Source organism: Aurantimonas marina (genome assembly GCF_017183135.1).
Taxonomy (GTDB): domain Bacteria; phylum Pseudomonadota; class Alphaproteobacteria; order Rhizobiales; family Rhizobiaceae; genus Aurantimonas; species Aurantimonas marina.
Genome location: NZ_JADDXW010000009.1, coordinates 147,111 through 168,209, shown reverse-complemented (window position 1 = coordinate 168,209; position 21,099 = coordinate 147,111). Strand labels below are relative to the sequence as shown.

At 63.0% G+C, this 21,099-nt stretch carries 20 protein-coding genes, 1 tRNA gene and 1 pseudogene; 9 read left to right on the top strand and 13 right to left on the bottom strand.

Annotation, left to right across the window (positions count from 1 at the left end):
* The first annotated feature begins 68 nt into the window (after positions 1–68).
* Both ING15_RS12265 and ING15_RS12260 read left to right on the top strand, forming a co-directional pair.
* Complete coding sequence (locus ING15_RS12265; protein ID WP_206455102.1) at positions 69–1,436, top strand: efflux RND transporter periplasmic adaptor subunit; 1,368 nt, start codon at positions 69–71, stop codon at positions 1,434–1,436.
* Complete coding sequence (locus tag ING15_RS12260) at positions 1,433–4,552, top strand: efflux RND transporter permease subunit (protein ID WP_206455101.1); 3,120 nt, start codon at positions 1,433–1,435, stop codon at positions 4,550–4,552. Before ING15_RS12265 ends, ING15_RS12260 begins: the two co-directional genes overlap by 4 nt.
* Before the next feature lie 40 nt (positions 4,553–4,592).
* On the opposite strand, the pseudogene ING15_RS19510 reads toward ING15_RS12260, so the two are convergent.
* From ING15_RS19510 to ING15_RS12215, 9 genes and pseudogenes are all read right to left on the bottom strand, one after another.
* Positions 4,593–4,790 (bottom strand): annotated as a pseudogene (locus ING15_RS19510) (helix-turn-helix domain-containing protein); the annotation flags it as partial.
* 663 nt (positions 4,791–5,453) lie between these two features.
* Entirely contained in the window at positions 5,454–5,720 is a 267-nt protein-coding gene (locus tag ING15_RS12250; RefSeq protein ID WP_206455099.1) for a hypothetical protein, read from the bottom strand.
* A 124-nt stretch (positions 5,721–5,844) separates the two neighbouring features.
* Positions 5,845–6,849, bottom strand: coding sequence for an FAD:protein FMN transferase (locus ING15_RS12245; protein ID WP_206455098.1), 1,005 nt, complete (start codon positions 6,847–6,849; stop codon positions 5,845–5,847).
* Between the two features lie 43 nt (positions 6,850–6,892).
* Positions 6,893–7,417, bottom strand: a complete 525-nt coding sequence (locus ING15_RS12240; RefSeq protein ID WP_206455097.1) for a nitrous oxide reductase accessory protein NosL — start codon at positions 7,415–7,417, stop codon at positions 6,893–6,895.
* Positions 7,414–8,241, bottom strand: coding sequence for an ABC transporter permease subunit (locus ING15_RS12235; RefSeq protein WP_206455096.1), 828 nt, complete (start codon positions 8,239–8,241; stop codon positions 7,414–7,416). Before ING15_RS12235 ends, ING15_RS12240 begins: the two co-directional genes overlap by 4 nt.
* Positions 8,238–9,158 (bottom strand): ABC transporter ATP-binding protein, encoded by a 921-nt coding sequence (locus ING15_RS12230; RefSeq protein ID WP_206455095.1) that lies wholly within the window; start codon positions 9,156–9,158, stop codon positions 8,238–8,240. Before ING15_RS12230 ends, ING15_RS12235 begins: the two co-directional genes overlap by 4 nt.
* Positions 9,158–10,534, bottom strand: a complete 1,377-nt coding sequence (locus ING15_RS12225; protein ID WP_206455094.1) for a nitrous oxide reductase family maturation protein NosD — start codon at positions 10,532–10,534, stop codon at positions 9,158–9,160. The genes ING15_RS12230 and ING15_RS12225 overlap by 1 nt, the downstream gene beginning before the upstream one ends.
* 4 nt (positions 10,535–10,538) lie before the next feature.
* Positions 10,539–12,464 carry a TAT-dependent nitrous-oxide reductase gene (gene nosZ, locus ING15_RS12220; RefSeq protein WP_206455093.1) on the bottom strand — a complete coding sequence of 642 codons (1,926 nt, stop codon included), beginning with the start codon at positions 12,462–12,464 and terminating at the stop codon, positions 10,539–10,541.
* A gap of 9 nt (positions 12,465–12,473) precedes the next feature.
* On the bottom strand, positions 12,474–14,783 hold the full coding sequence (locus tag ING15_RS12215; protein ID WP_206455115.1) for a 4Fe-4S binding protein: 2,310 nt from the start codon (positions 14,781–14,783) through the stop codon (positions 12,474–12,476).
* Positions 14,784–14,999: 216 nt separating this feature from the next.
* Here ING15_RS12215 and ING15_RS12210 point away from each other — a divergent pair, with 216 nt between their 5' ends.
* From ING15_RS12210 to ING15_RS12200, 3 genes are all read left to right on the top strand, one after another.
* A complete protein-coding gene (locus tag ING15_RS12210) occupies positions 15,000–15,860 on the top strand; it encodes a ferritin-like domain-containing protein (protein ID WP_206455092.1) in 861 nt (286 codons plus the stop codon).
* Positions 15,808–16,380 carry an NnrS family protein gene (locus ING15_RS12205; RefSeq protein WP_206455091.1) on the top strand — a complete coding sequence of 191 codons (573 nt, stop codon included), beginning with the start codon at positions 15,808–15,810 and terminating at the stop codon, positions 16,378–16,380. The genes ING15_RS12210 and ING15_RS12205 overlap by 53 nt, the downstream gene beginning before the upstream one ends.
* Before the next feature lie 83 nt (positions 16,381–16,463).
* Entirely contained in the window at positions 16,464–16,673 is a 210-nt protein-coding gene (locus ING15_RS12200; RefSeq protein WP_206455090.1) for a hypothetical protein, read from the top strand.
* A 58-nt stretch (positions 16,674–16,731) separates the two neighbouring features.
* Here the strand turns inward: ING15_RS12200 and ING15_RS19940 are convergent, their stop codons facing one another.
* Positions 16,732–16,836, bottom strand: a complete 105-nt coding sequence (locus ING15_RS19940; RefSeq protein WP_408628692.1) for a DUF3470 domain-containing protein — start codon at positions 16,834–16,836, stop codon at positions 16,732–16,734.
* A 291-nt stretch (positions 16,837–17,127) separates the two neighbouring features.
* Between ING15_RS19940 and ING15_RS12190 the strand changes: the two genes are divergently transcribed.
* The 4 genes from ING15_RS12190 (at position 17,128) to ING15_RS12175 (ending at position 19,351) form a co-directional block, all read left to right on the top strand.
* Positions 17,128–17,565, top strand: a complete 438-nt coding sequence (locus tag ING15_RS12190) for an RrF2 family transcriptional regulator (RefSeq protein WP_206455089.1) — start codon at positions 17,128–17,130, stop codon at positions 17,563–17,565.
* A 33-nt stretch (positions 17,566–17,598) separates the two neighbouring features.
* Positions 17,599–17,886, top strand: a complete 288-nt coding sequence (locus ING15_RS12185) for a DUF6522 family protein (protein ID WP_206455088.1) — start codon at positions 17,599–17,601, stop codon at positions 17,884–17,886.
* A 269-nt stretch (positions 17,887–18,155) separates the two neighbouring features.
* Complete coding sequence (locus ING15_RS12180; RefSeq protein ID WP_206455087.1) at positions 18,156–18,821, top strand: FAD-binding oxidoreductase; 666 nt, start codon at positions 18,156–18,158, stop codon at positions 18,819–18,821.
* 89 nt (positions 18,822–18,910) lie between these two features.
* Positions 18,911–19,351, top strand: a complete 441-nt coding sequence (locus ING15_RS12175) for a CBS domain-containing protein (protein ID WP_232845725.1) — start codon at positions 18,911–18,913, stop codon at positions 19,349–19,351.
* A gap of 435 nt (positions 19,352–19,786) precedes the next feature.
* Here ING15_RS12175 and ING15_RS12170 read toward each other — a convergent pair.
* The 3 genes from ING15_RS12170 to ING15_RS12160 all read right to left on the bottom strand — a co-directional run bounded on the left by ING15_RS12170 (position 19,787) and on the right by ING15_RS12160 (position 21,093).
* Positions 19,787–19,863 (bottom strand) — tRNA-Pro (locus tag ING15_RS12170).
* A gap of 276 nt (positions 19,864–20,139) precedes the next feature.
* On the bottom strand, positions 20,140–20,718 hold the full coding sequence (locus ING15_RS12165; RefSeq protein WP_206455086.1) for a MerR family transcriptional regulator: 579 nt from the start codon (positions 20,716–20,718) through the stop codon (positions 20,140–20,142).
* Positions 20,719–20,745: 27 nt separating this feature from the next.
* The gene (locus ING15_RS12160; protein ID WP_206455085.1) at positions 20,746–21,093 is read right to left on the bottom strand and encodes an integration host factor subunit alpha; all 348 of its coding nucleotides are present in this window, start codon (positions 21,091–21,093) and stop codon (positions 20,746–20,748) included.
* Positions 21,094–21,099 lie beyond the last annotated feature (6 nt).

Sequence of the window (21,099 nt, the reverse complement as noted above, 5' to 3'; positions counted from 1 at the left end):
ACCGTAAGGTGCCCCGACAGATGATGCCTTCACCCCGCTGCAACGCAATGATGGCGGAGCCCAAGTAGATGACGACATCGACCTTCGCGAAACGTCTTTTCCCGATCCTATTGGCGCTTGCGGCCGGCGCTGCGGTGATCGCCTATATGGTGTCGGCGAGAACGCCGCCTGGCCGCCGCACGGAAGAGGCTCCGGCGCGCGCCGTGCGGGTGATCGAGGCGCGGCCGCTTCCGGTGACGCTGACCGTACGAGGGTTCGGGGCGGCCCGTCCAGCGCGCGTCTGGCAGGCTGTCGCGACCGTCAACGGCCCGATCACCTTTCGCAATTCCGACTTGGAAAACGGCAACATCCTGCCCGCTGGGACGCGTCTGTTGCAAATCGATCCGACGCGCTACGGGCTGGCGATCGCCGCGACCGAGGCGGATGTCGCCGCGCTAGAGACCGAGCGGAGGCAACTGGAGCAGGAGCGTTCCAACACATCCGATCTCATGGCTCTTGAGCAGCGACGGCTGGACTTGGCCGAACAGGAGCTGGAGCGGGCTCGCTCGCTCGTGGCCAGTGGGACGAGTCCACGGGCGCGGCTGGATGATCAGGAGCGCGCGACCGTGCAGCAACGCGTTGCCGTTCAAACGCTGGAGAACCGGCTGCGCCTGATTCCTAGCCAGATCGACCATGTGGACGCCCAGCAGGCGCGCGCAAGAACCGCTCTGGCACAAGCGAGACGAGATCTGGAAGACACCGAGATTATCGCTCCGTTCGATTTGCGGATCGGGACGGTCGACGTGGAATTGGAGCAGCAGGTGACGCCCGGCCAGCGGCTTGTCACAGGCGACGGCATCGACAAGGCCGAAGCAGCAGTTCACATTCGCCTGTCGGAACTGCGCCGCTTGCTCGCCACCCAATCGCGGGCCACGCCGAGCGCGCCGCTCGATCTGGGCGCGCATTTCGATCTGTCGGCGATATCGGCCGAGGTCCGCCTGGTCGCCGCCAGCGGCGAGATGAGTTGGCCCGGGCGATTGGAGCGGGTCGAGAGCGAGATCGACCCAGCAACGCGTACCGTTCGCGCCATCGTCTCGGTCGACGAGCCCTATCGAGCGGCCCGCCCACCCGAGCTCCTGCCGCTGGTGCGCGGCATGTATGTCGAGGCGATCTTGTCCTCCCTAGCGCGGACCCCGGCCATCGTGATTCCGGTGAGCGCCGTGCATCAGGACGTCGCCTATCTGGCCGATAAGGATGATCGGCTGCGCCTGGTACCGATACGATCGGACTACTCGGTGCGCGATGTGGCGGTGATTGCGGAGGGTCTCCAACCGGGCGATCGAGTGATCGTCGACGACGTGGTACCGGCGATCGAGGGGATGCGGCTGCGACCCCGACGCGATCCGGTGGCCGAAGCGGCGCTGGTGCGCGCGGCGATGGCGGAGGATGTGCCGTGATCCGCTGGTTCGCCGCACACCCCACCGCCGCCAATCTGCTGTTGATCCTCCTGTTGGCTGCTGGCGCAATGGCCGCGCCACAGCTGAAGCGCGAAACCTTTCCCGACTATCTGCCGACCGAGGTCAGCATTGTCGTCCCCTACCGCGGCGCCACGGCGGCCGATGTCGAGGAGTCGGTCTGTCAGCGGCTCGAAGACAGCTTGCGACGCGTCGATCATATGGATGAGTTCCAATGCGGCGCCGAGGACAGTCTTGCCAGCGCGCTTGCAAAGATGACGGCAGACGGGATTCCGAGCCAGTTCCTGGACGACATCAAGTCAGAAGTGGAATCGATCACCGATTTCCCCGACCTCGCCGATTCTCCGGTCATCCGCGAACTGCACCGCACAGATCTCGTCGCGGCCGTCGCTGTCAGCGGCGACATGCGGCTTGTCGACCTCGAGCGCTACGCCGAGCAACTGAAGGACGCGTTGCTCGCGCTGCCAGATGTGGCCGATGTGACGACGCGCGGATCGTCGCAACGGCAGTGGCAAGTCGAAGTCTCGGCCGATCTACTGCGTCAGTACGGCCTTTCGGTTCGCGACATCGCCGAGGCGATCGAACGGCAGAATGTCGATCTGCCGCTCGGAACCCTGGAGACACGGCAGGCCGATGTACAGTTGCGTTTTACGGACCAGCGGCGGCGTATCGAGGAACTGGCCGATCTGATCGTGATTGCCGGACCCTCGGCAGCCGAGTTGCGCCTCGGTGACATCGCCGATCTGACCGAAGGCTTCGAGAGCGCCGAGGAGAAGATTCTTTTCAACGGCGAACGCGCGCTGGTCCTCGATGTCTACAAGAGTGGTCGCGACGACGCCCTGAACGTCATGGATCGTCTGCAAGAGTTCGTGGCGGACGAACAGAGCCGCCGCGGCGCGACCGTGCGGCTGACGCTTACGACGGACATGACCTCGATCGTGCGCGATCGACTGGCGATGCTCATTCAGAATGGGATCATGGGGCTGGGGCTGGTTGCGCTGGTGATGAGTCTGTTCTTTCGAGCGCGTATGGCGTTCTGGGGGGTGATGGGCCTGCCGGTGGCTTTCGCCGGAGCGTTCGCAGCAATGGCGCTGCTCGGCTTGTCGATCAACATGATCTCGCTGGTCGCGTTCTTGATGGCGATCGGGATCGTTATGGACGACGCCGTTGTCATCACCGACAACGTCGCGCGTCGCGCGGCAGAAGGACAGGTGCCACTTGACGCGGCGGTGAGAGGAACGCGAGAGGTACTGCCCGGTGTGATGTCGTCGTTCCTGACCACGGCCGCGGTATTCGTGCCCCTGTCATTTCTGTCGGGCGAACTCGGCGCGGTTCTGGAGGTTGTGCCGATCGTGCTGCTTGCAGCTCTGGCGGTGAGCCTGGTCGAGGCCTTCTGGATTTTACCGCACCATCTGAAGGGAACACTGACGCATCCTGGATCCAAAGGCCGCTTGCGCAGAGCCTTCGACAATGGCTTTGCGCGCTTCGAATCCGGCGTCGGCCGCCTCGCCGATCGTGCGATTCACGCGCGCTACGTAACGCTGGCAGTCATGCTGGCGCTGTTGCTAGGATCGGTCGGCTTCATTGCCGGGGGCAACATCCGCATGGAGGCGATGCCGGAAATTGATGGCGACGTGCTGGAAGCGCGCATCCTCATGCCGCAGGGTACGCCGCTGAGCCGAACCGAGGCCGTCGTGGAACAGGTGACGACGGCGCTGCAAACCGTCGACCGATCGCTGACATCGGATCAGCCCGGCGAGACTCCGCTGGTGCGCTCGATCCGGGCCGACTTCAACCGAAACCTGAGCGCCGGCGAAAGCGGATCGCATGTAGCGACCGTCTCGGCTGACCTTTTGACAGCGGAAATCCGAGCCACCTCGATCGACGGTCTCACAGCCCGCTGGCGCGAAGCGATCGGCCCGGTGGACGGGTTGGTGAGCCTGATAATCCAGGAACCAGGTTTCGGCCCGGCAGGGACGCCTATCGAGATTCGGCTACAGGGGTCGGACCTTCGCGAGCTCGATCGGGCTGCGGCGGAACTGGCGGGTGAGCTCGCGACCTATGCGGGTGTCTATAACGTGATCAGTGATCTGCGTCCCGGTAAGCCGCAGCGGCTTTTCTCGCTGGCGCCCGGCGCGGCAGCGGCCGGATTGTCGGCAGCGGATATAGCCGGGCAACTGCGAACCAACGTCCTTGGAGAGATCGTGGAAACGGTGCAGATCGGGGATCTCGAACTCGATATCGTCGTGCGCCAAACAAGGAGCGAGCGCGCCACGGAGGATTTCTTATCAGATACGGTCGTCATCGGTCCGAATGACGCAGCCGTCCCACTGTCGCAAGCGACAGTTGTGGAGGCGGACCGTGACTGGGCTCGTATCAACCGTGTCGACGGACGCCGGACCGTCACCGTCAGCGCCCAGTTGGATCAGCGCATCGCCAATGCGGGAGCGATCGTCGCCGATCTTCAGCTGGACTGGCTGACCGCTCTCGTCGACCGCTACCCGGACATTAGTTTTTCGATCGAGGGACAGTCGGCTAACACGGCGGAGACGGGCGCATCCGTCGCGCGGGGCATGGCCATCGGTCTGCTTGGGATATTCCTGATTCTGTCGTTCCAGTTCCGCAGCTATCTGGAGCCGATCATCGTCATGCTGGCCATCCCGCTGGCGTTCATGGGCGCGATCTGGGGCCACGTTCTCATGGGCTACAATCTGTCGATGCCGTCGCTGGTGGGAGCGGCATCCCTGGCCGGCATCGTCGTTAACAATTCCATCCTGCTGGTGCAGTTCATCAAGAGCTACCACGGCGAGGGAATAGGGATCGAAGCCGCTGCAGGAAAGGCGAGCCGCGCCCGCCTGCGGGCGATCTTCATCTCGTCCACGACCACCGCGGCGGGGCTGTTGCCGTTGCTGGCCGAAACCAGCACTCAAGCGACCGCTGTCATCCCACTGGTAATTGCGGTCGTATTCGGCCTCGTCGTATCCACGGTGTTGGTGCTGATCGGTCTGCCCGCGCTCTACGTCATCCTGAGTGATCTGGGGGTAGCCCGCGTGACAGCGCCGGAGGGTCCGTCCAAGCGTGGGGGCGCTCATCCCTGAAGGAAACACCAGGATTGGACGAGAAAACGGTCGCATGATCGGCCTCGGTGAGCGCTTCCGGCCGGTGCCCCTTCGGTCGGTCGCGCAGACCCGCTACGCCCTCGACATTATAGCGCAACACCCAGTCGCGCAGAGGCTGGCGGTCCATATCCGCCGCCTCGGCCGCTTGCGCCCGGCGCATCCCCGACAGCGCACCCGCCAGCGCCAGCAGACGGCTCGCCACCCGCCCATTGGCCTCCCGCCCTGGTCGCCCGAGCAGATCGCCGGCTGGCTCAAGCAAAACACTGAGCCAAAGCTGTGCACTCTCGTCACCGAGACGATCCACCTTCATCTACCGCACTGCTCAACTGCCGGAGAAGCTGTGGCGCTATCTGGTCAGGCGGCGGACGCGACGTCGGCCGCTGCGCGCTCGCCCCTCCCGCGACACCATCAAGAATCGCCGCTCCATCCATGATCGCCCAGCCTCGGCGGCAGACCGAAACGAAGTCGGCCATTGGGAAGCGGACATCATTATCTGCAAGCACACCGACCCCCTCCTAGTCCTGCACGAGCGCGAGAACGCAGATCATGCTGGCCACAAGGATGAGCGGCAAAACCGCCGCAGAGACCATCTCGTCAATGATGGTGATCTTGCGCCGTCTCGATCCAAGCCTGCACGGTTCGGTGACGCTCGACAATGACACGACCTTCGCCCGCCATGGCCTGCTGACCGACCTCTTCGGCATGTCGGCATGGTTCTGCGATGCCTACGACTCCTGGCAGAAAGGTGGGATAGAAAACGCCAACGGCCGACTGCGGCGATGGCTCCCGCGCTGGCTCGGCATCGATGCCATTGATGGAGCCCATCTCCAAGACGCCATCATCACCCTCAACACCACGCCCAGAAAATGTCTCGGCTTCATCACCCTGTCCAGGCACTCCTCAAGGAACTTGGCAAAGACGTTCGAATCCGCTTCTCATGAGAATGCTGCGCTTCGCGCTGGAATCCACCCGGCCGGGTTGCCAGCGCCGAGCGCAGCATCGGCCAGTGCGAGAAGGCGTCGCGCCCCTCAACCGGGGTCGGTTCGCGCGGCGCGGCCAGGACTTCGCCCAGTTCCTCGACCCTGTCGGGGGTCAGCCCTAACCCCGCCGCCACCCGTTGCCGGGTGTCGAACAGATTGGCGATCACGGCTTCCTGTTTGGACAAGCGTGCGCGGAGTGGACCCGTTGAGCCGGATGAACGACCGCGACGTCGCCAAGGCCGATCTCCCGGGGCGCCAGCTACCAACGAAGCCGCATACCTCAAGAACAGTTCACGCATTGCCATGAAGGCGCAGACGATCGCCTGAACGGGCGGTCAAATAGACCTCCATATCCGGACGAGTTTTCAGAACATTCGCGATCGCCGATCGCTCCATAAGACTGAAGGCGGTCGACAAGGCGTCGGCGTCGGTGGCCTTCGGCGCGACCACAGTCACGCTCCGGTAGAGCCGGGCCGGTCGGCCGTCGCGCGGGTCGAGCAAATGGTTGAACCGCCCGGCCCCATCGAAGCGAAATCCTCCCCCGCTCGAGGTCGCCACCGCCTTGTCCACGATCTCGAGGATGGCCTCGGGTTCCCTCGCATCCTGCATGGCCGCGACACCGACACGCCATGGGGAGTCGTCCGGGCGCGTGCCGAGCGCGCGAATTTCGCCCATGTCCACAAGGCTTTTCGTGATGCCGCCGCTTCGCAGCAATTCGACGACCTTATCGGTGATGTACCCTTGCGCGATGCCGTTGAAGGTGAGCGCCATCCCATGCCGAGCGAAGGCGATCCGGTCGCGGCTGAACCTGACGCCATCGAGCCCCACGAGAGTCGCCACCTCCCGCAACCGCTCCTCGGACGGACCGGACGGGTCGGCCGCAGGCGCCGCGAAATGTTCGCCATACAGTATCCACAGGGGCTGAACGGTCGGATCGAACGCGCCTTCGCTGAGATCCCGGAAAGCGCGGCTTGCCTCCAGAAGCCTGACCATATCGGCCGGCGGCGCGACGAGAGCACCCGTCCTGTTCAGCTCGACCAGCGCCGAGTCGTCCCGGTAGAGACTGAAAACGCGCTCCAGGCGTCGGACCTCCGTAACCGCCCTTTCAATCAATCGTCCGGCCTCGGCCCGATCATGATGATGCAGGGTGAGCGACGCCGGCGCCCCCAGCGCCTGTCCGCGCCAGGTGACGACGTGGGCTTCGGCCATGCTCTCGCGTCCGAACGGGATGAGACCCAGGCCGCCGACGGCGGCCAATATGGCGATGACACGTCGCCGGTCGAGAGGGGCGGGCATGAAAAACATCCTGATGGTTTGGCGGCCCGACGGGCCGAGGCGATTACTTGTTGGATTCAATCTCGTTTGGCGCGCTTCCGAGCACGTAATCGGGGGGAATATCGGCGAAGCCGACGATGTCGCCGCCATTTTCCTCGACAAAGCGGCGAGCCGCGATTTCCGTCGAAAAAGGCACCGTCTCCGGCGCGCCCATCCCGCCGCGCGAGGAACTGCCGATCACGAAGAACGCCCTCTTGGCGTCGATCCAGTTCTCCGCGCCGGGCGCGTCCCAGGTCTCGGCGGCGGCCATATCCGAGACGTAGATCGCCGCGATGTTCTTGGATTCCTCGGGCAGCAGGGTGAAGGCCACGGTATCGCGCGCCGAGGAGAACCAGATCGGTTCCAGCGCCTTCGCCAGGATGATCTGCCCTTTCGGTCCAGGATGTTCGAGAACGTTCATCCCGCAGTAGTGGCCGATGGCGCTTTCCGTCAGCGCGAACGGCGCTGGCGCCTCTGTCTGTTCCTCGCCGCCGCAGCCGGCGAGGAACAGGACGAAAGCCAGCAGCCCGGCGAGAACCGCGGTCCTCATAATTCTCTCCTCGAAAACACCAACACTGCCGCCATCAGCGGCACGAGCGCCCACCAAGCCAGCGCGCCGGTCAGCATGGCCGGACTCAACGCGACATTTTCGGCAATGCCCCCCATGCCGGACAGCGCGCCTGCGCTTCCCGATCCCAGATTCAGCAGTCGGTAGACATCGGTCGGATTCAGCAGCAGGAGAATATTCAAAAGGTCAGCCGTGATCGTCCGCCCCTGATCGACGACCAGAATGCCGAGCAGCGCCGTGTCGTAGATGAGCACGAACAGCAGCCAGACGCCGACGGCGATTCCGCCGGCTGTTCCACGTTCGCCGACCAGCGCGCTCACCAGATAGCCGATGGCGATAAACACCGCGCCGAGCATGATCGAGGACAGGATCATCGACAGGAAGGCCAACCAGCTCGCCGCGTCGATCGCGGCGCCCGTTGCCGCGAGCGCGGCTGCCGCCGCCCCGTAGCCGAGCAGTGTGGCGAATGCCAGGATCGCCAGATGCCCGACGAATTTTCCGAGAATCACCTGCCAGCGGCCAATCGGATAGCTGAGCAGAAGAAGCATGGTGCCGCGCTCCATCTCGCCGACGACGGCGTCATGCGAAATCAGGAGGGCAATCAGCGGCACCAGGAAAATGGTCAGACTCGACAGGCTCACGATCACCACGTCGAGCGCCCCGGCGCCGACGTCACCGGTGGGCGCGCTGCCGAGAAATGTCAGCGTCAGCGCCAGCGCGGCAAGCAGCAGCGTCGTGGCGAGCACCCAGCGATTGCGCATGCCCTCCTGAATCTCCTTGCGGGCGACGATCAGAACATTCCTCACCGGATCGCCTCCTGCGCGCCCAGGAAATGGGCATAAAGCTCGTCGAGCGTCGGCGGAATCACGTCCAGATCGGTTACCGGCGCGTCGCTCGCGGCCGCCTTGCGCAGCAGCATGATCTTGTCTTCCGGCGAGGCGTCGATCTCCAGCACATGACCGTTGATCCTTCGCCATCCGCCGGCTTGTTTCATCCAGTCTTCCGCCCGGCCGGCATCGTCATCCCTGAGCCGGACGCGGATACGCGTCGGCAACCGGGCTATGCCCCGCAGCTCCTCGATCGTCCCATCCGCGATCTTGATGCCGCGGTTGACGATGATGACCCGGTCCGCCTTGCCCTCGAGTTCCGTGAGGGCGTGGGAGGACAACAGAACCGTCGCGCCCCGTGACCGCAATTCGCCGACGATGCGGTAGAAGCTGCGCCGCAGCGCCGGATCGAGCCCGGTCGTCGGCTCGTCGAGAAGCAGCACCTTCGGATCGCCCAGCAACGCCTGCGCCAGGCCGAGACGCTGGCGCATTCCCTTGGAGTAGGCGCCGACGCGGCGATCCGCCGCGGCGGTCAGTCCCACATGGTCGAGCAGCCCGGCCACAACGGCGTGCGGCGCGCGTTTGAGCCTTGCGTAAAAGGCGAGCGTCTCGCGTCCCGTCAGAGCCATGTTGAAGGAAACGCTCTCCGGCAGATAGCCAAGCCGCTTGCGCGCCGCGAACTCCCCGGCGGCGGGTGACTCGCCGAGCACGCGCACCGTTCCCGCGCTGGGCCGGATCAGCCCGAGCATCAACTTGATCAGCGTCGTCTTGCCGGCACCATTGTGGCCGACGAGCGCAACCGTCTCGCCTTCGTTCAGCGTAAAGGAAACGTCGCTGACGGCGTCGACCCCGCCATAGGATTTGGCCACCTGCGCAACACGAACCGTTTCAGCCATTATTGCTCCGTTCGCAACGTTTCGGGCGGCGCCATCAGCGGATGACTGTCCACCACGCCGCCGGGCAGCAAAGCCGGGAACTGGGCCTGCGCCCAGCGGATCACCTGAACCGCCGGGCTGTTGACGAGAACCTTGGCCTGGGGCGCCGTCCACAGCACCCTGTCGACCAGACCGTTTGGCCGGTAGGGGCCGTCGCCGATGCCGTCGCCGTTCAGATCGAAGGCCGGGTTGTCGCTCCAGTAATTGCCGCGCCCCGCCGTCGACCAATCGAGATGGCGGGTGCCCACATATTTGATCTGATTGCGGTTTCTCACGAAGGCGTTGCCGGTCATCGCGTTGCCCTCGGAACCGGCAGTGAAGTGGACGCCGATCTCGCATCCCTCGAACCGATTGTCGCGAAAGCTGTTCTTGTTGGCGTTATAGATGAAGACGCATTTCTCCGGGCCGATGCGCATGGCGCCCGCGGCTCGCGGAGGCTTGGCGTCGTCCGGCACCGCCGCGCCGTCGGCCGCATCGTGCCTGCCGGCCGTCTTCCATCGCTCGATCGATTGCGGACGGCCCCGAACGACATTGCCGGCGAACTCCGAACCGTTGGCATAGTTGACGAGCAACGCGTTGTCGCGATCGCCGTCTGACAGATTGCCGGTCACCGTCAGATTATTGGAATACATGATCGCGTAGCCGATGGCGTTGCCCACCGAAACATTGTCGCTGACAACACTGTCGTTGGTGTACATATAGTGAACGGCGAAGCGGACATCGTGGAAACGATTACCGCTGAAGACATTGCGCTCGCTGGCGTTGGTGAAAATCCCGTCGCGACCAAAGCTGATGTCGTTGCCGATGACCTTGGCGCCAGGCGCATTCCAGACGGAGACGCCGTTCCCCATCTCGTTCGTGCGGCCAACGCGTATCCCGATGATGCGATTGCCTTTGGCGACGGAATCCTCAGCTCCATGCAGAACAATTCCGTAGAGATTGCCGATGATCCTATTGTCCTCGACGAGCGTCGCCCGCGCCGTCTGGGTCACGAACACGCCGGCATCCATCGTTTCCAGGTCCTTTCCGGACCCTCTGATCTCGAGGCCGCGCACCACCGCGTCGGGCGCTTTGACCGTAACGACGTTACCGAAGCCATTGCCGCGAAGCACCGCGCCCGGCTCGCCTTCGACCGTCAGTGCCCGATCGATCGTGACCGGCCCTTTGTGTTCGCCGCTCTCGAGCGCGATCACGTCTCCTGGTGACGCCGCGTTCAACAGCGCTTGAAGATCGGCATCCCCCGCGGGCGCGACGATCCGCGCCGCGGTTGCCGGCAGTGCCAGGATGGCAGCCAGAACGGCCGCCATCCCCAGTGTCGCTATACTTGTTCGTGCCATCGGCTCAGGTGCCCTGCGGCTCAACAAACATGCGGCCCTTCATCTCCATGTGCATCGCGTGGCAGAACCAGGAGCAATAGTACCAATAGACACCCGGTTTGCTCGCCATGAAGGTGACCGATGCGGTCGCCTGCGGCGCGACTTCCATGTTGATGCCGTAGTTGACGATGGCGAACCCGTGAGTGAGATCCTCTACGTCATCAATATTGGTAATATAGACGGTGACTTCCTCGCCCTGTTTGACCGTGAAGCTTTCCAGACCGAATACGGGCGCGGTCGAGGTCATGTAGACACGGACCTTGTTGCCGTCGCGGACGACCTTGGAATCCCCGATCAGATCGACGCCGTCGGCTTCCGCCTGGCTTACCGCGTCGGCGAAGAAGGGGTCGTCGCGGCTCCATATGTGCACCGGGTCGATCTTGGAACGATGCACGAGCGTGGCGTCGTGCGGCTCAGCGAAGGTCGGATTGTCATGCACGAGCACCATCTCGTCGCCGGAAATGTCGATCAGCTGATCGTTCTCCGGCTTGAGCGGTCCGACGTTCAGGTAGCGATCCTTGGAGAACTTGTTCAACGATATCAGCCACTTGCCATCGGCCTCCTTGGTCTGCCCCATCGAGGTGTGGTTGTGTCCGGGCTGGTAGTGGACATCCAGCTTCTGCTTGATCGGATCGACGGACTCGCCTTGGAAAGCCCGTTTGGCGTCCTCGATGTTCCACTTGCAGATCTGGCTGTCGATAAACAACGTCGTATAGGCGTTGCCGCGACCGTCATAGGCCGTGTGCAACGGTCCGAGCCCAAGTTCCGGCTCGGCCACGACCGTGTCGCGCGGCTCGATCTTGTCGTCGAACAGATCGTCGAACTTGCGCACGTCGAACACCGTCACCGTGGGCGACAGCTTGCCGGCGGCCACGACGTGGATGCCATCCGGCGCTGTGTTCATGCCATGCGGACTGTTTGGAACCGGAACGTATCGGGTGAAGGGGGAGCCGTGCCGGCCGTCGACGACGGGTACCCCGTTTATCTCCTCATAATCGCCACTGGCGACAGCTTCCTCGATGCGCTTGATGTTGAAGATAACGGCCCAGTCCTGTTCCTTCGCCATCATCTCGGCGAGATTGACGCCCTCTTCCGAGTTATAACAGGTGGCGAAGCAATACTTGCCCTGATAATCGGCATCGACGTTGTCGAGATTGCCGTCCACCTTCACCTGCCAGGCGACCTGCATCGTCTCACCATCGACGGCCGTGAAGATCGCGTGATACTGCGACTTGTCGTCCAGTATCTTGCCGTCGTTCGGGATCGGCACGCGGTCTTCGCCATTGCAGAATACATAGCCCGTCTTGGGATATTTCTGCACGCGCAGGCCATGTACCGTGTGCTGGTTCGGCAACTGGATGATCTTGTCGCATTTCATGACGTCGAGACGAATGCGGCAGACGCGCGTGTTGGCCTTGTCGTTGGCGTAGAGATAACGCCCGTCATAGGTGCCGTCCGTGAAGGATGGATGTGGGTGGTGCAGGTCCCCGTTGAGATAGATGCCGCCCTTGTCCGCGAGAAACTCCCGGGTTTCGGGCAATAGGCCCTCGCTCAGCACTTTGCGGCTTTCGTTCGTCTGTCCCCAACCCGTCGCGCTGCAGCGGTTGAACACCGGAATGCGCATCATCTCTCGCATCGACGGCGCGCCGACGATGCGTATCTCGCCGGTCTGGCCGCTGGAGAAAAAGACGTAATATTCGTCGAGTTCTCCCGGCTTTACCTCGTAACCATTGCCTGCGGCCGACGTATCCTGCGCCGCCGCCGGCGTCGCTGCCAAGCCGGCGAGCGTCAGCGCTCCGCCGACCCCGCTGGCGCCGGCCGCCGCGGCTACCGCAGTGGTTCCCAGCAACTGGCGCCTGTTCAATCCATGTTTGGTGTCTTCTTGCGACATATCGGTCTCCTATGATCGCCTGACTACGGCGTCGTCTCGACCCTGCCGGGGCCGTTCGACGGGCACTCCCTTGTGGGAGATGACGGGTTTGGCGGGCTCTTTTCCTCGCATGGAAGGGGATGACAGCGCCGCGAATTTCTCGCGCTTCAACCGCACCTGGATCATGTGCGGGCAGCGGTGATCGTCGTGGTAAAGTTCCTGGCAATGCATGCAGTAGATGCACTCGTTGACGTTGATCTGGCCCTCCGGATGGATCGACTGCACCGGACATTCGTTGGCGCAGCGCTGGCAGGGCGAGCCGCATTCGGGCCAGCGCTTCAACCATTCGAACATCCGCATGCGGCCGGGAATGGCGAGCGCGGCCCCGAGCGGGCAGAGATAGCGGCAATAGAAGCGCTCGATGAACAGCCCGGCGGCCAGAAGCGTCAGCGCGAAGATCACGAACGGCCATTCGCGGGCGAATTTCAGGATGATCGCCGTCTTGAACGGCTCGACCTCGGCGAACATCTCCGCCAGCGCGACCGAATAGAGCGACAGGCCGAAAAGGCCCAGGAAGATGATGTATTTGATCGGCCACAGCCGCTCATGCAGAGCCCAGGGAACCTTGATCTGCGGCACCTTCAGCCATTGCGCCAGATTGTTGGTGAGTTCCTGAAGCGCCCCGAACGGACATAGCCAGCCGCAGAAGGGTCCCCTCCCCCAGAACAGCAGCCCGGCCGCCAGCGTCGCCCACAGGATGAAAACGAGCGGCGCGGAGAGAAAGAACTCCCAGTTGAAGTCGGTCATCAGCGCATTGGTGAAGGTCAACACATTGACCACCGACAATTGCGCGTTGGCGTACCAGCCCAGCCAGAACAGCGTGAAGACGAGATAGCCGCGCCGCACCCAGGTGTAGAGGCCGGGACGCCTCACCAGCCAATCCTGGAAGAAGAAGATCGCCGTGAGGATGAGAAGCGCGGCAGCGGCGATGCCGATCGACACCGCGTTCATCCGCCATATCCTGATCCAGAGAGGATCGTCGTCGGAAAACGGCGACAATCCGGTGGTTTCGCCAGCCTTCGCCTGAACGGGGTCGGAGATTTCCGTTTGCGCTTTGGGTTCCGGAGCCGGCGTCTTTACAACCGTGACGTAACGGTCTGGCAGGGTGTAGCCCAGTTCGAAGGGAAGCACCGCCTTCTCTCGCGCGCCGAAGCTTCTCTGGACGAGCAACTGGAGTTCCCACGGCTCTGTGACGTCGAAGTTGAAATCATCAGGGACGAGGAACAGCGCGATTTCGCGCAGCTTCGGAGCACCCTTCGCGGCAAGGTCGCCCAGCCGCGTGTGATTGCGGTCGCGGAACCGGACGCCCTGCCCGTTCTGGAGCAACTCAATCCGATCGAAGATACCGCCCCGCACATAGCCCGAGCCCTTGAAGGAATAGGCTCCGTCGCCAGCAACGACGATCGCCTGCTGGTCCGGCTTCAGTTTTTTCTGCAGCCGCTCGTAACCGCGCTCTCCGAGCAGGCTGAGGCCGATCGACGGCACGCTGACCGGCGCGACATGGAGTTCGATGAAACGATCGTCGGGATTTTTCGTCTCGGGCCGATCCGCTGCCTGGTTCTGGCCCGCTTGCGCGAAGGCTTCGGAGACTTCGCCGACGTTGAGGCGCAGGCTTCTCACCGAACCATCGCCAACCAAAGCCTCCCAGTCACGGATCTCCGCTTTGGAGAGGTCGAGCGTCCTCTGCTCCGCTGCGGCTGCTGTGACCCCGGCCTCGGCGGCTGCTCCGCCAAGGCGGCCGCTGCGGATCAGCCGGACGGCGGATCGCACGACGCTGTCACCCATGACGAGCACGGTGACCGTTGCGCCGCTGACGATATCGACCTGCGGGGGGCGTTCGGACCCGGCCGCCACGCGGCCCATATCCCTGCCGATCAGCGAATTCAGCGACGCGATGACCTTGGCCTCGGGAATGCCGATCAAGACGATCGGTTCCTTGTGTTCGACGAGCTTGAAGCCCCGAATCACGCCCTGCCCGTCGATCCCCACAAGGATTTGGATCGGCTTGCCCGAATAGCCGATGGCGCTGGTGAAATCGGAATTGAGATAGACATATCCAGCGATTTCATCGCCGCGGTAGACGGGCACGATCGGCGGATCGCTTTGAAGCTCGCCGAACCGGTCGGCGCCTTCGAAGAATTCGGCAGGGTCGGCCTTTGTAAGAAATTCCGCGAGCCGCCCTGCGGCGAACGCCTGGAACGAAATCGCCAAGACCACGGCAAGCGCCGCGATCAACAGAAGAACAGCCGATCCGGCTTTGGCGACAAAGCCTCGGAACATGGGAAGATGAGCGAAGTTCAATGTGGACCTATCGGCTCCTTCAGGTGAGTGGAGAATTGCGGAAGGCGTTACGGGGCATCGAATCATCAAGGACGGCTTGCGACGTCGCATAGAGACGGACCCTAGCGATTTGTCGGGAGGGTTCCTTGATTTAACTCAAGTGCTTTGCCCGCACGGAATGCGACCCTGCCGGAAACCAATCCATGGAGGCATCCGATGCCGCATCGAAAGTTCGAGCCTTTCGCCGTCGTGCAGTCCATGGATGAGCTGTTTTCCCTCGCCTATGGGATGGAACGGGAGGCGATAGACGGATATTCGAAACTGGCCGAACGGATGCGCCGGGAGAACCAACCGGCGCTCGCCGCCGTCTTCGACAGGCTCGTGGAAGAAGAGAGCCAGCATCTCGAAAACGTCATGCACTGGTCCGAGAGGGTCGGCGCGACATCGCCGGATTTCTCGACGACCCACTGGGAACCGACCGAGACTTTCAACGACGAGGGAGCGGGAACCATCGCACCCGAGTTGCTGAGCGCCTACCGGGCGTTCTCGATGGCGGTTCGCAACGAGGAACGCGCTTTCATTTTCTGGACCTATGTCGCGGCGCTCGCGCCTTCGGACGAATTGCGAGAGGCGGCGGAGCAGATGGCCAGGGAAGAGCTCGGTCACGTCGCGATGCTGCGGCGCGAACGAAGGCGTGCGTTCCACGCGCAAAGGGCAGCGCCTCACGCAGAGAAAGAGAACTGGAGCCTCACCATCCTCGAGCGGCGGCTGTCGGATCAGCTTCTAAACGCGGCTGCGATCGCCAGCGATGATACCGCTGTTACCTTGAAGAAACTGGCGCACGAGGCCGGCGGCCGGGCGGACAGTCTTTCCCGGGCGCCGTTCGGCGACTCGCTACTGTTGCAACGAGCCCCCGCGGAGACCGCGGATCGAATGGCGCCGCTCTGCGAGCTGCTTTTGGATTGCTATCTCGACTTCGGCGACCGGTTGGCCGACGAAAAAGAGCGAAACCGGGCGCAAGAGTTTGCGGCGGGCGCCGTCCATTGTCTCACGGCAATCCGCTCAGCTCCGACATAAGTCCGATTGGCCACGGGCGCTGCTCGCCGGGAACATCCTGTTTCATGTCCAGGCTCTGAGCGGCGCACCGACCGACCTCGCGCTCCGCCTTTCGATCGCCGCGCTGATCGCGCTCATCACACTGATCGGCGGACGGGTCACGCCCAGCTTCACGCGCAACTGGTTGGTGAAGCGCGAAAAGCCCCTACCCTTGCCGTTCGGCCGACCGGATGCCCTGGCCATCGGCACGACAATGGTCGCGCTGATGGCCTGGGTCGTCGCCCCGGCGGCACCCATCACCGCCGCCCTGGCGTTTCTGGCGGCCGCGCTGCTCGTCATCCGCCTTCTAAGGTGGCGCGGCGCGCCGACCTGGCGCGAGCCGATCCTCGCCATCATGCACATCGCCTATGGGTTCGTTCCGGCGGGATTCCTGCTGCTCGGCGCCAGCGCCGCCTGGCCGGAAACCGTGACGGCGAGCGCCGTGACCCACAGCTGGACGGTGGGCGCGGTCGGCACGATGACGCTGGCGGGCGCCGGCTGAAGCGTTGCGCTGCTTGGTTTTGCGGTCATTTTCGTGCCAATGCTGATGGCGGCGAAGCCCGGTCGGACCCGGACCGGTCCGGCATGACCACCGGCGCGGACATCACGCCAGGCAACGCCAATCGTGGCTGCAAACACGATCGGCTCGAAGCCTTGGTCCGAGCCGATTATGAGAAACACCATCCGGACGACGGCTTTGACGACCTGCAGCGCCGGGCACGTTTTTCCAAGGAGGACAAGGTGCTGCTGCGGGACTGGCTTGCCCTCGCCGAACAGCGCGCCCGTGCTGGTTGACGCCCCTGAAGCACACCAGGCGCAGCTCTGCATCGCCCGGACGACGGCCCGGCCCTCTTCATGCCTCCGTCGGCTCCTTGTGCGCTTCAGGGCTGAAGTAATCTTCGAACTTGTTCGGCACGTCCTCCCAGGCGTCGGCATCGGCGGGCGTTTCGCCCATCATCGCCATGTTCCACCAGACCGAGGCATATTTCTGTTCAGCGCGAGCGAGGCATGGGCTCCTGGATCGCTGTCGGGCAGGATCGCCTCGGCCGGGCATTCGCAAACCCCGCAATCGATGCACTCGTCGGGATGTCCTTTATCAAAGATCGAGGGTCGATTGCGACTTCGGATCGGCTCATCACAACCGCCCGCGCAGGGCTTCGGTCGTCCGACGCCACCCTTATTAGGCATTTGCAATACGCATTATCTTCCAGTATATTTAGTATTATAAATACCATTTAAAGGAGTGCTAATGCGGCTGGCGTCATTCACCGACTACGGCTTGCGGGTTCTGATGCGGCTGGCTGGAGCGTCCGCAGAGTCGATCTCTACCGGACAGATCGCCGAGGAGTTCGCGATCTCGCAGCATCATTTGGCCAAGGTGGTGCAGGATCTCGGTCGCGGCGGGTTTGTCCGGGCGCAGCGCGGCAAGAGTGGCGGATTACGGCTGGCGCGGCCGGCACATGCGATTACGGTGGGCGAGGTTGTGCGTCACCTCGAGCAGCGTTTCGCCATCGTCGAGTGTTTTCGTGCGGATGGTGGTGCTTGCGTGCTGCAACCGCGGTGCCGCCTGAAACCCCAACTCGCCGCTGCGCGTGCGGCCTTCATGAGGGAGCTTGATCGGACAACGGTGGCGGACTGCGCCTGGCCCGGCGACGAACCGGATGGATCGTTGGTCGCGGCTGGATGAGCCGGATGAAGCGCAGAGAAATGGAGAAGTCCAATGACTCACATCGCATTTGTCGATGACGCGATCCAGATCGACGCCGATATGCTCGCCAAGGCGTTTCGGATCGACGCGGATGATCTGAAACAGGGAATGCGCGACGGAACGATCACCAGCCGGTTCGAGCGCGGCGAGGATGAAGACGCAGGCAAGGTCAGGCTGACGTTCTTTGCGGCAAGCCGCCGGGTCCGCATCACTGCGGATGAAGACGGAACGATCCTCACATGCAGCGCCATCGATTTTGGCGAGTTGCCGCTGCCCGCGTCGTCGAGAAGGGTCGGCTAATCCCCCTGCAACCGAATCTGACACCAGGTTTGAGACTACGTTCACGGTTCCGATCCGGCGATAATCTGTGCGGGCGGCAGGGCGGCGCACGGCGGATCAAGCGGCGGCGACGGGTTGGCGGGGCACGCCTATCCATGGGATCCTCATGATCTTGCTGCTGATCGTGGCGTTCCGAGGTCGTGGTTGAAGATAACGTCCGTTCGCGCGCACGCTTTAACGACCCCGGACGGCGGCATCATCAGTCGGCCCAGAGAAGAAGGAGGTGCCCCATGAAATACCGGATGACACTGAAACATATCGAGTCGGTTACGCACGATACGCATCATCTGGTTTTCGACCGGCCTGAAGGCTTCGAATACAGCCCGGGTCAGGGAGTGGAACTCCGTCTTCTTAAGGATGGCTGGGAAGACGAGGGCCGCCCCTTTACCCCGGTGACCTTACCGCATGAGCCGACTTTGGAGTTCGTCATCAAGTCCTATCCCGACCACCACGGCGTAACCGAGCAGATTAGTGTGATGAAAGCGGGCGACGAGGTGGAAATCAAAGGACCGTTCGGCGCGATCTCGGATCAGGGGCCAGGCGTGTTCATCGCCGGTGGGGCGGGCATCACACCAATGATCGCGGTGTTGCGCAAGCGGTTGCACGATCACGGAACACTTGAGGGATCGACGCTGGTTTTTGCCAACAAGACCGAAGCCGACATCATCTGGCGCGAGAAGTTCGAGGCGATGAAGGGACTAAGAACCCTCTTCGTCGTGGACGAGCCTGGCGCCAGCGTACCACAGCAAAGACTCGATCGGGATTATTTGCGCCAGCACGTCGGACCAGACAGTCGCTGCTATCTCTGCGGCCCGCCGCCGATGATGGCTGCGGTGCGTCAGGCACTGCACAACCTTGGCGTCAAGGACAACCACATTGTCGAAGAGAAGATGTGAATGCCGCAGGGTTAACCCGCAGGCGGTGCGGTGACCGGGATTGTGGCAGTGCTTCTTGCCACGCTGTCCGGGCCGCAAGGAGAAAGAGCATGCTGGTCGCAAAACTCCTGCCTACCGCCCGCGAGCGGATGCCCTGCATCGATATTAACGCGACGCTTCTGCAGGCGGCGAGGCTTCTGGACGACGGGCGCGAAATGCTGCTGGTCTGCGATGCCGAGGGACGGATGACCGGCGTACTCACAAAGACGGACGTGGTGCGTCAGACGGGACGCTGCGCGGGCGCCAGCTGCACCGCCCCGGTGGTCGAGGCGATGACCCGTGATGTGACCACGGCGGCGCCCGAGGGCCAGTTGTACGGCATCTGGGAGGTCATGAAAGCGTGTGGATTCAGGAACATCCCTATCATTGGCAATTCAGGTCGCCCACTGGGCGTGCTGAACGCGCGCGATGTTCTCCAGATCCTGTTGCAGGAAGTCCAGCAGGAGGAGGAACTGCTGCGCGATTACGTGATGAATCTCGGCTATCGCTGAAGGACACGACAGGAGAAAATGCCATAACAGACCGGATCTACCCCACCGACACCGCCGCGCTGGCGCAGCGCCGCAAGGCGCTGACGCCCGGCGCGGAAAAGGCGTTCAAGACGTTCGGTCTGACGGTTCTCGCCGACGGCGCGCTGGTCGGCAACAGTTGGTTGTCCTTGCCTTCCCCAGCGCCGAGATCGATGTTGTCCTAGTCGGGTGGTGTCGGCAGCAGGTGAACAGGATCGTCCGAGATCCGCCGCTTGCCGACGACCCGGACGATCGGTTGACTGACCTTCTTCGCCTGGTGAATGCGGATTGCGGAGGCAGAAATTTCCGGGCCGCGCGAATCGCATCAGTCACAAAACAGTGTCAGAAGTCCCGGGCTGGTTTCAGGGGCATTCTGCCGCCATGCCGTCAATCGCCTGCCCTGCAAGGTTTTGGAAATGGTCGGAGCGAGAGGATTCGAACCTCCGACCCCCTGAACCCCATTCAGGTGCGCTACCAGGCTGCGCTACGCTCCGACTGCTGACTGTCCTAGATAATCCGGACATTGCGCGCAACAGGCAAATGCGGTTCAGCATGCGCGACATTGCCGGAAGCGCCCTTCCCGCTCCCGATTGAACCGGCGGCAACTCCAGCACCAACCGAACCGCCTGTGCAGCAAGCTGGTCCCGCAGGGCCGATCAGGCGATCCTCGGATACTGGGCACAGGAACCTGTCGCGGCCGGATTCATCGCCGTTCCGGGCAGAACCCCGATCGTCGAATGGCGCAGAGCCGACGTTCAAGCCGATCGACGTCACCGCACCTGATCGAGAAGACGTTTGCACTCGAGCAACTGCAGAATCACGTCGTCGAGTTCTTCGGCGCTCTCTCGTGGGAGCAATCCGCCGCGGTGGCCTTCTTCGACGCCGGTGTCGCGACGACGTTTCAGCAACCCGGCAAAGGGCTTGGCCGTCCCCTCCGCCGGGGCGTTTGGTAGTCCAACCTCTTCCCGGGATTCAGGCGCAATGAGATCGATATCGTCGAGATGGGGCCCGTCACTTGCGCCGGAACTTGCCGAACTTTGCCGCCCGGCCTGAATCTGTTCGAGAGCCGCGATGTCACCCGAACCGATCGCCACGACGAAGCGCGCACCGTTCTCCTTCAATATCCGCTGCACGCCCTTGATCGTAAAACCCTTGACGTACAGGAGATACTGGATGCCCTTGAGAAACTCGACATCGTCCGGCCGGTAGTAGCGACGACCGCCGCCCCGCTTCATCGGCTTGATCTGCGGGAACCGCGTTTCCCAGAACCGCAGAACATGCTGCGGCAGGTCGAGATCTCCAGCGACTTCGCTGATTGTGCGAAAGGCGTCGACACTCTTTTCCGTCATGGCGATGACCAATCAACCGTAGCGGCCTTACTCGGCGGCTTTCAGCATCTCGAGACCGCCCGCTTTCGGACGTCGCTCGCCATGCGCCCCCAGTATCCGGTCCTTCAGAACGTTCGAAGGCTTGAACACCGCGACACGCCGGGGCGAGATCGGCACTTCCTCGCCGGTCTTCGGATTTCGTCCGACGCGCTCATTCTTCTTACGAACCAGAAACGATCCGAACGAGGAAATCTTCACCGATTCCCCGCTGGCGATGGTCGAGCAAACCTCGTCGAGGACCATTTCGACAAGTTGCGCCGACTCCGTCCTAGACAGACCGATCTTCCGGAACACCGCCTCGGCGAGGTCGGCTCTGGTGAGGGTTTTGTCTCCCATAAATGT

What these genes read in the sequence shown, in the direction of transcription:
- ING15_RS12160 (WP_206455085.1), bottom strand. Translation starts at nt 21,093, where the DNA reads ATGGGAGACAAAACCCTCACCAGAGCCGACCTCGCCGAGGCGGTGTTC.
- ING15_RS12210 (WP_206455092.1), top strand. Translation starts at nt 15,000, where the DNA reads ATGCCGCATCGAAAGTTCGAGCCTTTCGCCGTCGTGCAGTCCATGGAT.
- ING15_RS12165 (WP_206455086.1), bottom strand. Translation starts at nt 20,718, where the DNA reads ATGACGGAAAAGAGTGTCGACGCCTTTCGCACAATCAGCGAAGTCGCT.
- ING15_RS12240 (WP_206455097.1), bottom strand. Translation starts at nt 7,417, where the DNA reads ATGAGGACCGCGGTTCTCGCCGGGCTGCTGGCTTTCGTCCTGTTCCTC.
- ING15_RS12265 (WP_206455102.1), top strand. Translation starts at nt 69, where the DNA reads ATGACGACATCGACCTTCGCGAAACGTCTTTTCCCGATCCTATTGGCG.
- ING15_RS12230 (WP_206455095.1), bottom strand. Translation starts at nt 9,158, where the DNA reads ATGGCTGAAACGGTTCGTGTTGCGCAGGTGGCCAAATCCTATGGCGGG.
- ING15_RS12180 (WP_206455087.1), top strand. Translation starts at nt 18,156, where the DNA reads ATGAAATACCGGATGACACTGAAACATATCGAGTCGGTTACGCACGAT.
- ING15_RS12245 (WP_206455098.1), bottom strand. Translation starts at nt 6,849, where the DNA reads ATGCCCGCCCCTCTCGACCGGCGACGTGTCATCGCCATATTGGCCGCC.
- ING15_RS12190 (WP_206455089.1), top strand. Translation starts at nt 17,128, where the DNA reads ATGCGGCTGGCGTCATTCACCGACTACGGCTTGCGGGTTCTGATGCGG.
- ING15_RS12175 (WP_232845725.1), top strand. Translation starts at nt 18,911, where the DNA reads ATGCTGGTCGCAAAACTCCTGCCTACCGCCCGCGAGCGGATGCCCTGC.
- ING15_RS12185 (WP_206455088.1), top strand. Translation starts at nt 17,599, where the DNA reads ATGACTCACATCGCATTTGTCGATGACGCGATCCAGATCGACGCCGAT.
- ING15_RS12225 (WP_206455094.1), bottom strand. Translation starts at nt 10,534, where the DNA reads ATGGCACGAACAAGTATAGCGACACTGGGGATGGCGGCCGTTCTGGCT.
- ING15_RS12215 (WP_206455115.1), bottom strand. Translation starts at nt 14,783, where the DNA reads ATGTTCCGAGGCTTTGTCGCCAAAGCCGGATCGGCTGTTCTTCTGTTG.
- nosZ (WP_206455093.1), bottom strand. Translation starts at nt 12,464, where the DNA reads ATGTCGCAAGAAGACACCAAACATGGATTGAACAGGCGCCAGTTGCTG.
- ING15_RS19940 (WP_408628692.1), bottom strand. Translation starts at nt 16,836, where the DNA reads ATGATGGGCGAAACGCCCGCCGATGCCGACGCCTGGGAGGACGTGCCG.
- ING15_RS12200 (WP_206455090.1), top strand. Translation starts at nt 16,464, where the DNA reads ATGACCACCGGCGCGGACATCACGCCAGGCAACGCCAATCGTGGCTGC.